We start from the raw sequence: 13596 nt of genomic DNA, 5'->3' as shown, positions 1-13596 counted from the left end.
CGCGCCATTTCTGGTTCACTGCAGCCGAAAGGGTGCAAGGGGGGAGACCCGTCCATGAGTTCAACCGGCCTGGTGCTCGAGCGCGCAGAGCGCACCGACCTTGCAGACCCGAGCGAAATCCGTCTCGCGATGGAGCAGCGTCTTGCTGCGCTCCTGGATGGCAAACCCGGCATTCCGCCCAACCTTCACGGGGCAATCCGGCATGCATCGCTTGCCCCCAGCAAGCGCGTGCGCCCCGTCCTGCTGGTGCTGATCGCCCAGCCTTCGCCGGCGCTGAAACAAACCGCCCTCGACCTCGGCTGTGCCGTCGAAATGGTGCACACCGCCTCCCTGATTTTCGATGATCTGCCTTGCATGGACGATGCGCAAATACGCCGCGACCGCCCCACTACCCACATCGCCTTTGGCCAGGCCACCGCGATCTTGGGCGCTATTGCCCTGCTGACCCGCGCTTTCGGGCTCATCGCCGAACTTGAAACCATTCCCCATCAGACCCGCACGCGCCTTGCCAAGGTCTTGTCCGACGCCGTTGGCTGGGACGGGCTCGTCGCCGGCCAGGAGATCGACATCAATGGCCGTGCCGACCTTGCCGGCGCCGAGCAGGTGGAAACCCTCAACTGGCTCAAGACGGGTGTCCTGTTTGTGGCTGCGGCCGAAATGGGCGCGATCCTTGCCGGCATGAACGAAGAGCGCATCGAAGCCGTGCGTCAGTTCGCCCGCCATTTCGGTCTCGCCTTCCAGACGGCCGATGACCTCCTCGATGGTGCCGCTTCCGCAGCCCAGATCGGCAAGGACGTCGGCAAGGACGGCGACAAGGCGACCCTTGTGTCCCTGTTCGGTGCCAAGGGAGCGCGCCTTTCCTGCGAGGAACACCTCGCCCGCGCCGATCAGGCGCTGCTGGCGAGCGGCGTCAACGGCGCACCGATCCGCGCCCTCATGGCCCGTTTGTTCGATCTTCGGCAGGCCGCCGCGCAGTGAACCAACCACCCGATGCCCTGCTTGTTTCAGGCCTGCGCGTCGGCTATGGCGGCCGCGAGGTGCTCAAGAACCTCGATCTTCGGGTCCGCGCCGGCGAAATCTATGGCTTGTTGGGCCCCAATGGCGCTGGGAAAACCACGCTGATCCGCTCCATTTGCGGCCGGGTACGCCCTTTAGGCGGCACGATCAGCATTGCCGGCCAGCCCGTCAGCCGCAAAAGCCTGCGCCGCATTGGCCTGGTGCCGCAGGAAATCGCGCTTTATCCCCACCTTACCATCGGCGAAAACCTTGAGGTTCTGGGCCGCCTGTCCGGCCTGTCCCGCGATGCCACCCGCACGGCTATGGGCTGGGCCACCAAAGCCGCAAACCTGGGCAATCACCTCCATAGCCGCGTCGACATTCTTTCCGGCGGCTGGAAGCGGCGTGCCAATATTGCAGCCGCGATCCTTCATCGACCGGCCCTCTTGATCCTTGATGAACCCACCGTCGGGGTGGACGTGGATGCCCGCAATGCCCTGCATGACGTGATCCTCCAGCTCAGCCATGCCGGCATGGGCGTGCTCCTGACCACACATGATCTGGACCAGGCCGAAACCCTTTGCTCCAGCGTTGGCTTCCTGCGCTCCGGCACCGTCGCCCCACAGGGCGAACCGCGCCAACTGATCGAGACGGCATTCGGCACCCAGAAGGAAATCATTCTCGAGTTGCGCCAGCCGCCTACCGAACCACAGGCCAATACGCTCCTGAAATCAGGATTCACCCCGTCCAATGCCAATCTCACCTGGATCATGCTGGGTAATGCTTCGCAGAACTCTGCGGCCGAACTCGGCGCTGCGCTGGACCGGGCCGGCATGGCCGTCCGCGAAATCCGCTTCCGGGAACCAGGCCTCGACAGCCTCTTCGTGCGCCTCTCCGGCAAGGCGAACCAGTCCGTCATGGAGCCCGCTGCATGATCCCGGCCATGCTGCGCGTCATGACGCTGAGCCTCCTGCGCGACCGTGGCGCGCTGGCCATGGCATTCCTGCTGCCGCCCGTGATCTTCGTGATCTTCGCCGCCATCTTTTCCGGCGTCGGCGGCGATGCCATGGAACTGCGCGTGGTTTTAGGGATCGAGCGCAATAGCCCCGCAGCGGAACGCTTGACGCAGGCCATGCGCGACGAACCCTCCTTGCGCTTCCTGCCCGAAACCCTTGAGAGCGCTGATGCGGTTGCCCAGGCGGTCAACAGGGGCGCAGCCGATGTGGGTCTCGTCGTCACCGGTGATCTGGCCGACACAACAACGCCGCCCATCACTGTTCTTGTTGATCCTGGCAAGGTCATGGCTGGCGCCATTCTTTCCGGCCAGGTGCAGCGCGTTCTTGCTAAACACCTGCCCGATCTCAGCCTTGCGCGCACCCTTCCAGCCGTGGAAAGCCTTGTCGGCGGCTGGACGCCGGAACAATCGGCGCGCCTTACCGCCGCCATGGAGCAAATGGCCGCGGCAAATGCCGACCAACCCCCGGCCCTGGTCCAAACCAGCTTTGTCGGCCCGCAAGGGGGCTCGGGTGGCACCGTCACCTATTATGCCGGCGCCGTTGCAATCCTTTTCCTTCTTTTCTCGGCCATGCAAAGCGCCGCCACCCTGATCGAGGAGCGCCATTCCGGCATCCTCGACCGCATTGCGATCGGTCCGGCCGGCACCGATGTCGTGGTTATCGGCAAATGGATCTTCCTTACCGTGCAAGGCATGGTCCAGGTCGCGCTGATCTTTCTTGTGGCCGCGCTCGTCTATGGCGTGGATGTCCTCAGCCATTCATGGCTCTGGTTCCTGACAAGCCTTGCCGCTGCGGCCACCGCTTCTGGCCTGGGGCTGGCCGTCGCTTCCATTTGCACCAGCCGGCAACAGGCACAAACAATTTCCACATTCGTGGTGCTAGTGTGTTCTGCAATTGGCGGGTCCATGGTGCCCCGGTTCATGATGCCGCCCTGGCTGCAGGATGCGGGCTGGTATACGCCCAATGCCTGGGCCATCGAGGCTTATCATGGCGTACTCTGGCGCGGCGAAGGCCTGCTTGATCTTTTGCCCGAACTGGGCTGGCTCTGGGCCTGCGCCCTGGCGGCGACGGCTCTAGCCTTGATCGTTTCGCGCAAGCGCTTGCGGATGTAAGAAGGAGTGCCTCCGGTGAGCCCCGTTAAAACCTCTCCGAAAATCGTTGTGAGCCCACGCGATACTGCAATCGGCCTGTTTCTCGCCGCCCTGATCATAGGCGCCTGGCTGACCGTGCACATCAGCGCGATTTTCCTGATCGACTGGACGCAAGGCAATCTTTGGCTCGCGGCACCCTTTGTTGTGGCGCTGCAATGCTGGCTGAGCGTAGGGCTCTTTATCGTCGCCCACGACACCATGCACGGCTCGCTCGCCCCGCAATTCCCTGCCTTGAACCGCCTGATCGGGCGCTTCGCGGTGTTCATCTATGCCGGCTTTTCCTATGAAAAGCTCTACGAGAACCATCACGCTCATCATCGCAATGCCGGCACCGCTGATGACCCCGATTTCGATGAAGACCACCCCTCAAGCTTCTGGCCCTGGTACGTCAAATTCTTCCGCCATTATTTCGGTTGGCGCGAATTCGCCGTCCTGTTTGTTGTTGTTGTGATCTACACGCTGATCCTGCGCGAGCGCTTCCCCATCATGCTGCTGTTCTGGGCCGTGCCCGCCCTTCTGTCATCGGTGCAGCTCTTTTACTTCGGCACCTACCGGCCCCACCGCATCGATGAAACGCCATTCACCGACCGCCACCGCGCCCGCAGCAATGACTTTTCCTATGGCATATCGCTGCTGACCTGCTTCCACTTCGGCTACCATCACGAACACCATGACGCCCCTTGGGTGCCCTGGTGGAAACTGCCCAGCTACCGCCGACCCGCCGCCACCGCTAACGCCGCCTGAGAGCCATGGAAACCTTGCTGCATTATCTTATCCCAACTCTCTTGGTGCTGGGCACTGTCGCGTTCATGGAATGGTTCGCGGCCTGGTCGCATGAACATATCATGCATGGCTGGGGTTGGGGCTGGCACAAATCCCATCACGAACCCCATGACGAAGCGCTGGAGGAAAACGACCTTTATGCCGTGGTCTTCGCGGTCTTCGCGGTAGGGCTCTTTATCCTGGGCGCCTACCTATGGCCGGTCTGGTGGATTGCCGTGGGCATTTCCATTTATGGCGTGCTGTATTTCTTTATGCATGACGGGCTGGTGCACCAGCGCTGGCCATTCAAATACATCCCGCGCAAGGGCTATCTCAAGCGCGTCTACCAGGCACACCGCCTTCATCATGCCGTGCAAGGCCGCGATGGCTGCGTGTCATTCGGCTTTGTTTATGCCGAGCCGGTGGACAAGCTGGTCAAGAAGCTGCACACCAACCAGCGCCCGTTTGATCCCGAGGCGCTCAAAGACGACGAGCAGCGCCCCAGCATCCATTAGGGCCGCTGCCACAATCCTTGTCGCGGTGTTTGCCGCTTGTCGAGCCGCGTCCAGGCGACATCGCTGAGCGACACACCCAAAAAGGCCAGCTTTTGCCCCTTGCCGGTCGACACCCGCTGCTCCCAGGCCGCAGGCCCACCCGAACGCAACTTGGCGCCAATCGCCCGATAAACCCGCCGCGCGGCGGCAATCGCCCAGGCCGACCGGGCCGGCAAGGCCGCCATGCCCTGATAGGCCGATGCGTAATAGCGCTCCGCCAGATCCAACAAATCCAGCGCGGCCGCATGCAGGGCAGGGCGCTGCCCCATATCATCGGGGTCGATCGTTTCGATCCCCTGTCGCTTCAGCAGCGCGGCCGGCAGGTAAACCCGGCCCACCCGTGCATCATCGACCACATCGCGCGCAATATTGGTCAGCTGAAACGCCAGGCCAAGATCGGATGCCCGGTCCAGCACTTCGGAATCGCGGGCGCCCATGATCATGGCCATCATCACGCCCACCACGCCCGCAACATGGTAGCAATATTCCAGCGTATCCTCGATCGTCTCATAGTGCCGATTTTGGACATCCATGGCAAAGCCCTGCAGCAGCTCCTGCGGGTGCCGATCGGGAATCTGGTGGCGCTGTACCACTCGTCGTAACGCTTCAAAGATAGGGTCCGTCGTTGCCTCGCCCCGCAGCGCCGCCGCAGTCTGGGCCTGCAGCAATTCCAGCCTTTGCTGCTGTCCTTCGCGGAAATCGGCCTGCTGCGCATGGCCCAGCGTTTGCCCGTCGATCACATCGTCGCAATGGCGGCACCAGGCATACAGCATCACAGCATCGTCGCGTGTCCGCCGGTCAAACAGCCGCGCCGCAGCCGCAAAGCTCTTGGAGCCCTGCGCGATGGCCATTTCGCTGTTGAGGACAACAACATCGCTCATCGACCAGCATCCTCGATCATGATCCCGGCGGTCGCCTTGGCCGAGCCCACAACCCCGGGAATACCGGCGCCCGGATGGGTGCCAGCTCCCACCACATAAAGGTTGGAAATCTTGTCGTCCCGATTATGTGGCCGGAACCAGGCGCTTTGCGTCAGGATCGGCTCCACCGAAAACGCCGAGCCATGATGGGCATTGAGCTCGTCCCGGAAATCGAACGGCGTGAAATGGCGCACTGTGACCAGGTCATCCAGCAGCCCCGGAATATAGCGGTCATTGAGGTATCGGAGGATCCGGTCGCGATATTTCGGCCCCTCCACCGCCCAGTCGATATCGGCCGTCCCCAGATGCGGAACGGGCGAAAGCACGTAATAGGCGCTCGAGCCTTCCGGTGCGAGACTGTCATCGGTTACCGACGGTGCATGCAGGTAAAGCGAAAAATCCTCGGCCAAACCATCTGTACCGAAGATCTCGCTGATCAACTCGCGATAGCGCTTCCCAAACAAAACCATATGGTGCTTGAGCTCGGGATGCTTGGTCTTGAGACCAAAATAGATGACGAACAGCGACATGGAATGCCGCTTCTTCGCCAGCGCCTTGCCCTGGCTTTCCCCCCGCGCCGTGCCGCGCAGCATATGGGCATAGGTATGGACCACATCGGAATTGGACGCGATCTGGTCAAACGCATGACGCGCACCATCCTTGAGCACCACCGCCTTGGCACGCTCGCCCTCTATCTCGATCCGGTCGATCTCGGCGTTGAGATGCACTCGGCCACCCAGATCTTCCAGCAGCCTCACCATGCCCGCAATCAGCGCCCCGGTGCCGCCCTTGGCGAACCACACCCCGCCCTTGCGCTCCAAAGCATGGATCAGCGCATAGATCGACGATGTCGCAAACGGATTGCCACCCACCAGCAGCGAATGAAAGCTGAACGCCTGCCGCAGCTGGTCATCCCGGATGAACTGGCTGACCTTGGAATAAACGCTGCGATGGCTTTCGAGCCGCACCAGCTGCGGCGCGACCTTGATCATGGACCAGAAATTGAGAAACGGCACCGTCCCGAGCTTCTCATAGCCCTCCCGGTACACATCCTCCGAATAGGCGAGGAACCGCCGGTACCCGTCCACATCCTGGGGCGATTTGAGCGCAATCTGCCGGTCGATCTCCGCCTGGTCATTGGCATAGTCGAACCGGTACCCGTCCTCCCAGCACAGCTGGTAAAATGGCGTCACCGGCAGGAGCGTGACATAATCGGACAGCTTGCGGCCTGACAGCTCCCAAAGCTGCTCGAGGCAATCGGGGTCGGTGATCACCGTTGGCCCGGCATCAAAGGTGAAGCCGTCATCGGTATAAACATAGGCGCGCCCGCCCGGCTTGTCGCGCTTTTCGAAAACCTGGGTCTGGATGCCGGCACTCTGCAGGCGAATGGCGAGCGCCAACCCGCCAAATCCCGCGCCGATCACTGCGGCAGTCTTGCTGGAAGTGTTCAATTCTTCTCCGGTCTCAGCAGCGGCGCCTCTCGCAGGCACAAGAGGGCACGATGAATGGGCACCGGTGGTTTGCCGGTCAGGATGCGCACGATGTCGCCCATGCTTGTACGTCCGGCATAGAACCTTTCGATCAGTGGCTTTGGCAATTTATAAAAGCGCTGCAACACCAGATGTCGCCGATCCGGCCGTGCCGCCCGGAACAGCATGCGGTTCAAGAGCCGGTAGAATCCCTGTTGCCGATGCCGCTCCAATGCATGGCGGCGAATTTTCTCTGCCAGAGCCACACTCCCGATCGGCCAATTGGCGCCCACGAGATTAGCCACGCGCACCGCCTCGGGCAGGCTATAACCGGTGGTTGGGTGAAACAATGCCGCCCGCATCCCGGCCTGCGGCACATCGCGCGGCCGCTCCGCCCAGAAGCGCTCGGCATCATGGGCCAGCGCGATGGGCAGAACCCCGTGCTCCTCGCGCACGACCTCCCGGATCCGCCAGCCTTGGCTCGCAGCATAATTCGACACTGCTTCCCCCAGCTCAACCAGATCCAGCGCCCCGCCATCGGAATAGCGCGTATCCTCGATCAGCAGCCGCGTCGGCGAAAAGGGCAGCACGTAAACGAACCTGTACCCATCAAGCTGGTCCACCGACGCATCCATGATGATGGGGTTCACCAAACCGTGCGGCGCCTCGGTCTCCACCTCCAGCCCCACGAACTTCTGGTACCCCAGCGCCAGCGCCTCGCTGGGCTGATATCCCCGCGCATCGATCACGCAGGAGCCCGCGACGATCTCGCCACTCTCCAGCACCACCCGGTCGGGATGGATTTGGGCCACCCTGGCCCCCGGCCACAGATGGATATTGGGTAATCCGGCTATCACCCCCGCCACCGATTGCGACGTCAGCGAGGCATAGGCTGAAGCAATATCGCGTCGATGATCCCGAAACCGGACCGACTGCCCCGCCCAGCGCTGCGCCACCATCGGCTCAAGCCATGCCATGTCCTCCCCTGACACATCGGCCAGGTGAAACGACCAGGTGTGCTCGCCAAAAGGCGCCTGGCTCCCTTCCAGCATGATGATCGGCGGCCCGTTCCCCCCATGGGACAAGCGCTGCGCGATCAAGGCGCTCGCAAGCCCCGCGCCAACCAGGATCAGGGGCGCTCCGGGCGCCGGGGAAGGTGAAACAGTCATGCGCCGGACATTAGCCTCTCGCCGGCCAATGAACAGCCCCCTCATTCATGTGGGGCGAAGCGGAACGCAAAGTCTTAAAGGGCGTTAATCCATAGCAGGTTTGCCCCTGCGACCTCCAAACTCCCATGGATGACCCCGGCTCATGCACAAGGCCGGGGTCGCATTTTTCCCCTCACACACCCTCCACACCGGCCAGCTTCTGCAGCCGCACGGCGAGCCTGAGCGCCTCGATCTTGAGCTTTTCCCGCTCGGCATCGCTGAATTCACGCGCCTGGTGGTCCAGCAGCGCAAGTGCGCCAATCTTGGTCCCATCGGGCCCTTCCAGCGGCACGCCGGCATAGAAGCGCACGCCGTTTTCCAGGAAAAACCGGTCATTGGCGAATTCCGTGCTTTCCGCCACATCGGAAACCACCAGTGCCTCGCCACTCGCCACCACGCTTTGGCTGGCCATGTTGATTTCCTCATCCTCCTCGCGTGCCGTCAGTTCGCTGAACTGAGTATCCACGATATCAAGTATAGCTGTTGGAACATTCATGGCTGACGCTATATCGCCCAGCGCGAGCGCCAGCGGCCCCTCCGAATGGGCCAGTCGCCGCAAGCGATCCAGCGCCGCATCATCGATTGCCTTGGTGGGTTCCTCGGCGCTGGGCTTGTCCACCTTGACCAGCGAATTCACCGCCGCCACCGCCTCGGGCAGCCCGGGCACAATCTGCGCCACGCCCCAATCGCGCTGGCGGTCATTGCTGGCGGGGCCCGCGCCCATGGCAATGGCAATGATCTTGATGCCTGGCCGGCGCCGCAAAAGACGGCGCGTCACAACGCGCGCATGGCTGCGCGGATTGTCATCGAGATAGCAAAGGCACACCACCTCCACGCCATCGAGATCAAGCTGCCCCACGCTTTCCTGCCGCACCACCAGCGGCGCTAGCGCCTTGACGGGCCCGCTTTCAGCCGGGATCAGCCGCATCAGGATTTGCGCTGCCGCGTCGTCGAGTTCGGTGCGCCCGCCAATGCAAAGCACCCGCGGCGGCCCGCCGGCATCGGTCGGCTCGGACGTTTCGATGTCGAGATCGTCCATCACCGCGTGCATGCTGTCCATCACATTGCGCCGATGCGCCAGGTCCGACACATCGCGCGAAAGGTCGATCTCCGCCAGAACCAGCGCCGGCACCGCAACATCGAGATAAAACCGCTGCACATCATTGCCGGCGATGTACTCCTCCGCCAGTTCCACTGCTTCCTCGACATTGCCTGACACCAGGCGCTGATAAAGCCGCTCGGGCTGGCTCAACACAGGCTCACTGCCCAGCATTGTTTCAAAGAACGCCAGCTGTGGCACATAGCGGCCCAGTACCACCAGGCACACGGTGATGGGCGTGGAAAGGATCAGCCCGATCGGCCCCCAAAGCGTCGCCCAGAACATGGCAGCCACCAGCACCGCCAGCGGCGATAGGCCGGTGCTCGAGCCATAAAGCCGGGGCTCGATCGCATTGGTGACGGTAAGCTCGAGCCCCACAAACAGCCCGATCGAGGCCAAGAGCATGAACCAGCCGGGGTCTACGGCAAAGGCGAGCATGAAGGGAATGCTGGCCGCCATCAACGTACCTACGAAGGGAATATAGCGGAACAGTGCGGCAAGCAGCCCCCACAGCACCGCATTGGGCACCCCGATCAGTGTGAGGCCCGTTCCAAAAACAATGCCATAGCAGGAATTGACGCCGAACTGCACCAAGAGGTACCGCCCCACGCGGTTGGCCGCCTCGTTCATCACCTTGGTGCTGGTGCGTAAATCCCCGCGGCTGACGAGCTTAAGGAATCGGTCGCGCAGATCCTCCCGTTCCAGCAGGAGAAAGATCAAAAACACGAAAACAATGGCCCCGGTCGCCAGCGGCCCCAGCACGGAACCCATTACGCCCTGGATCAGGTCCAGCGGCCCGGCGCCCCCATTGGCAATGGTGACTGGCATGGGCTGAACGGCGCTGCCATCCTCGGGCGGGGGAAACTCGCCGGTCAGCTGGTCAATGGCGCCCAGGAGGCTGTCGATGAACTGCCCGTCGCCAAAGGACTGCTGCAGCGACTGGGTCTTGGCGGTAACCGTTTGCTGGTAGGTCGGCAAATTGGACGCCAGCTTCACCAGCTGTGTCGCAACAAGGTAGCCGATCGTTCCTATGATCGCGGCCGCAAACCCCACGGCAAGCAAGATGGCCAGGATATGGGGGACATGGAGGCGCCGCAGGCGCCGGATCAGCGGGGCCAGGGCAAAGGCCAGCAAAATGGCCAGCACCAGCGGCACGAGAATGCCCGAGCCCAGATACAGAACCACAATGGCTATCAGCAGAGAGCCCGCAGTCACCAGCGGATTGCTGCGGTCCGACGGACGAACATAGGCGGGCCGCCCGATTGGCGCGCCATAATTGGGGTCGGGCAAGGTGGCGCTCCTTTTGCCAGCTGATGCACCCGTGGCCGGGGGGCCGGCCACGGGGATTTTGTTTTAAAGGAAGCGGCTCGCTTCAGTTTCCGAGGGAATACGCCCGTCGGGGGTGAATTGATTGACGGCGTCGGGGAGGGTCCTGCTCAACCGGTCCAGCAATTCCTGACGGCTAAGGCCGGTTTTTTCCTGCAGCTCACCGATTGTGTCTTCCCCAAGCGTGCGTTCGAGGTCGCTGGGGTCGATCGGCTCATTGTCGCCGGTGCCGATCCAGCTCCTGGCTTTTTGCTCCTGGCCAGCGCCGTTGAACTGTTCAAGCAGATCGCCCAGCCCGCCGCTCAGGATCGAGCCGAGGCCGCCACCCATGCCACCAGCTCCGCCGGCACCGGCACCGGCACCGCCCAGAACTCCGCCGAGCAGACCACCCAGGCCGCCCGAACCTCCTAGGCCACCGGCATCCTGGCCGGCCTGCCCTGGTTGCCCGGAGCCATCAGCGCCGCCGGCATTGCCAAGGCTTCCGAGCATGGATCCGAGCTTGTCGCGATTTTGATATCCGGCAACTGCCAGTAATCCCAGCAGTGCCATCATGGATGGCGTTCCTCTGGCCATGGCGGCCTCCTTTGAAAATGATTATGTGCGGCGCCGGGCGACCATTCCCCAGATAACGAGAATGATGATGGCACCGACGATGGCACCGATGAGGCCTGCGCCTTCACCGGCTTCGTACCAGCCTAGGGCCTGTCCCAGGAACGTGGCGAGAAAGGCGCCAACGATGCCCAGAATTGTTGTGAGAATGAAGCCGGATGGCTCGTTGCGGCCTGGCACGATGAACTTGGCGATAAGGCCAGCGATGAAGCCGATGATGATGGTCCAGATAATACCCATGACGCTCTCCTAGTTGATGGCTCACAAACGTGTGTGCACAGCGTCGGTTCCCGGACTGGAGCCAGGAGCCTGCGAGATTGTGCATGGGCTGCTTGCGGCCAGATCAAGCAACCTGGTGGAGGGGAGACCCGTTAGAGGCTACCATCCTCAGGAAGTTTTCATGACAGATATGTTCTCCCCCTCCCGCCAGATCCTGCCTGGAGACTACACCCGCTTGGGCGCTCACTGGGACGGCGAGGGAACAAACTTCGCCTTGTTCTCGGCCTATGCCACGGGCGTCGAGCTTTGCCTGTTCGATCCCTCCAGCGGCGCCGAGATCGAACGGATCCGGCTGCCCGAATACACCAACGAAATCTGGCACGGCTATTTGCCGGGCGTGGGTCCAGGCACCCTTTATGGCTATCGGGTTCATGGCCCGTTCGAGCCCGAACAGGGCCACCGCTTCAACCCCAACAAGCTCCTGCTCGATCCCTATGCCCGCGAGCTTGTGGGGGATGTCAAATGGTCATCGGCCCATTTCGGCTATCTCAATGATGCCGAAGAAGACAAGGACCTCACTTTCAACGAGGAAGACAGCGCGCCCCTCATGCCCAAATGCATGGTGGTCGATCCGCGAGGCTATGATTGGGGTGGAGACACCAAGCCCAACATCGCCTGGGCCGATACGATCTTCTATGAAACCCACGTCAAGGGCTACACCCAGCTCCACCCGGCAATTCCCAAGGAGCTGCGCGGCACCTTCGAGGGCCTGGGGCAGCGCGAGATCGTGGACTACATCAAGTCGACCGGCGTCACCTCGGTGGAACTGCTGCCCATCCACTATTTCCCTGATGACGGCTTCCTTCTTGACAAGGGCCTGCGCAATTACTGGGGCTATAATACCCTGGGCTTCTTTGCCCCGGCCTCGCGCTACTACGGCCCCAACGGCATCAATGGACTGCGTGACACCATTCGCGCCTTCCATGATGCCGGTCTCGAGGTGATCCTCGACGTCGTCTACAACCACACCGCCGAAGGCAATGAACTCGGCCCGCACCTGTCCTGGAAGGGCATCGACAATTTCTCCTACTATCGCACCATGCCCGGTGAAGCGCGCTACTACATCAACGACACCGGCACGGGAAACACGGTCAACACCAGCCACCCGCGCGTCCTGCAGATGGTGACTGACTCGCTGCGCTACTGGTCCGAGGAAATGCACGTCGATGGCTTCCGCTTCGATCTGGGCACCATCCTAGGCCGCGAACCACAGGGCTTCGACCAGCGCGGCGGGTTCTTTGACGCCGTAGGCCAGGACCCGGCTCTGGCCAAGGTCAAGCTCGTGGGCGAGCCCTGGGACATCGGCCCCGGCGGCTATCAGGTGGGCGGCTTCCCACCCGGCTGGGCCGAATGGAACGACAAATATCGCGACACCGTGCGCGATTACTGGAAGGACACGGACGGCACCTCAACCGATTTTGCCGCCCGCGTCACCGGTTCAGGCGACGTCTACGACCTCCGCGGGCGTCGTCCCTGGGCGAGCGTCAACTTCATCACCGCCCATGATGGCTTCACCCTCCATGACGTTGTTTCCTACAACGAGAAGCACAACGAGGCGAACGGGGAAGACAACAACGACGGCCATAACGACAATCGCTCCTTCAACTACGGCGCCGAAGGGGAAACCGGCGACGAAGCTATCGTCGCCACTCGCGAACGGCAAAAGCGCAATTTCCTTGCGACCCTGTTCCTCTCCCACGGCACGCCCATGCTGCTTGCCGGCGACGAGTTCAGCCGTACGCAAGGGGGCAACAACAATGGCTATGCCCAGGACAGCGAAATCAGCTGGATCAATTGGGACCTCAACGACAATGCCAAGGCGCTGACCGACTTCACCCGCAAGGTCATCGCGCTGCGCAAGGCCCAGCCCCTCATTCACCGCGACAACTGGCGCGACATGATGGGCGTCACCTGGTTCAATCCTGGCGGCACCGAGCAGCAGGGCGAGCATTGGGACGATGCCGGCGCCACTACGATCGGCCTGCGCCTTTCGCGCGACGACCTCAAAGGGCAGGACGGCATCTGGTCCGAGGTGCTGATCCTCTTCAACCCCCACGACGGAGACCTCGACTTCACCCTGCCCGACCGCGAGGGGGGGCAAAGCTGGACGGTTGAACTCGACACCACTGAGGGCGACACGCAAACCGTTGCGGGCGGCGAAGCCATCACCATGACGGCCCGCTCGCTGATCCTGCTACGCTAAGAAG

At 62.3% G+C, this 13596-nt stretch carries 12 protein-coding genes; 6 read left to right on the top strand and 6 right to left on the bottom strand.

Features of this window, described 5'->3' with window-relative positions; genetic code table 11:
- Positions 1-54: 54 nt before the first annotated feature.
- The 5 genes from DDE77_RS04380 to DDE77_RS04360 are packed head-to-tail and all read left to right on the top strand — an operon-like array spanning position 55 to position 4440.
- Entirely contained in the window at positions 55-978 is a 924-nt protein-coding gene (locus DDE77_RS04380) for a polyprenyl synthetase family protein (protein WP_157959666.1), read from the top strand.
- On the top strand, positions 975-1931 hold the full coding sequence (locus DDE77_RS04375) for an ABC transporter ATP-binding protein (protein ID WP_157959665.1): 957 nt from the start codon (positions 975-977) through the stop codon (positions 1929-1931). Before DDE77_RS04380 ends, DDE77_RS04375 begins: the two co-directional genes overlap by 4 nt.
- Positions 1928-3124: an ABC transporter permease gene (locus tag DDE77_RS04370; protein WP_108396200.1), complete on the top strand. Its 1197-nt coding sequence runs from the start codon at positions 1928-1930 to the stop codon at positions 3122-3124. Before DDE77_RS04375 ends, DDE77_RS04370 begins: the two co-directional genes overlap by 4 nt.
- A gap of 15 nt (positions 3125-3139) precedes the next feature.
- Positions 3140-3907, top strand: coding sequence for a fatty acid desaturase (locus tag DDE77_RS04365; protein WP_210204336.1), 768 nt, complete (start codon positions 3140-3142; stop codon positions 3905-3907).
- Positions 3908-3912: 5 nt separating this feature from the next.
- Positions 3913-4440 (top strand): sterol desaturase family protein, encoded by a 528-nt coding sequence (locus tag DDE77_RS04360; protein ID WP_108396198.1) that lies wholly within the window; start codon positions 3913-3915, stop codon positions 4438-4440.
- Here the strand turns inward: DDE77_RS04360 and DDE77_RS04355 are convergent.
- From DDE77_RS04355 to DDE77_RS04330, 6 genes are all read right to left on the bottom strand, one after another.
- A complete protein-coding gene (locus DDE77_RS04355; protein ID WP_108396197.1) occupies positions 4437-5360 on the bottom strand; it encodes a phytoene/squalene synthase family protein in 924 nt (307 codons plus the stop codon). The two genes, DDE77_RS04360 and DDE77_RS04355, sit on opposite strands and share 4 nt — an antisense overlap.
- On the bottom strand, positions 5357-6850 hold the full coding sequence (locus tag DDE77_RS04350) for a phytoene desaturase (protein WP_108396196.1): 1494 nt from the start codon (positions 6848-6850) through the stop codon (positions 5357-5359). The genes DDE77_RS04355 and DDE77_RS04350 overlap by 4 nt, the downstream gene beginning before the upstream one ends.
- Positions 6847-8037, bottom strand: coding sequence for a lycopene beta-cyclase CrtY (crtY, locus tag DDE77_RS04345; RefSeq protein WP_108396195.1), 1191 nt, complete (start codon positions 8035-8037; stop codon positions 6847-6849). The genes DDE77_RS04350 and crtY overlap by 4 nt, the downstream gene beginning before the upstream one ends.
- Before the next feature lie 172 nt (positions 8038-8209).
- Positions 8210-10465 (bottom strand): AI-2E family transporter, encoded by a 2256-nt coding sequence (locus DDE77_RS04340; RefSeq protein WP_157959664.1) that lies wholly within the window; start codon positions 10463-10465, stop codon positions 8210-8212.
- 63 nt (positions 10466-10528) lie between these two features.
- Positions 10529-11074 (bottom strand): YidB family protein, encoded by a 546-nt coding sequence (locus DDE77_RS04335; protein ID WP_108396193.1) that lies wholly within the window; start codon positions 11072-11074, stop codon positions 10529-10531.
- A gap of 21 nt (positions 11075-11095) precedes the next feature.
- Positions 11096-11350, bottom strand: coding sequence for a GlsB/YeaQ/YmgE family stress response membrane protein (locus tag DDE77_RS04330; protein WP_108396192.1), 255 nt, complete (start codon positions 11348-11350; stop codon positions 11096-11098).
- Between the two features lie 169 nt (positions 11351-11519).
- Between DDE77_RS04330 and glgX the strand changes: the two genes are divergently transcribed.
- A complete protein-coding gene (gene glgX / locus DDE77_RS04325; protein ID WP_108396296.1) occupies positions 11520-13592 on the top strand; it encodes a glycogen debranching protein GlgX in 2073 nt (690 codons plus the stop codon).
- Positions 13593-13596: the final 4 nt, after the last annotated feature.

Origin of the sequence: Devosia submarina (assembly GCF_003056345.1) — a bacterium.
Lineage (GTDB): Bacteria > Pseudomonadota > Alphaproteobacteria > Rhizobiales > Devosiaceae > Devosia > Devosia submarina.
Note: the sequence above shows the minus strand (reverse complement) of the source record. Positions and strands in the feature narration are given on the sequence as shown.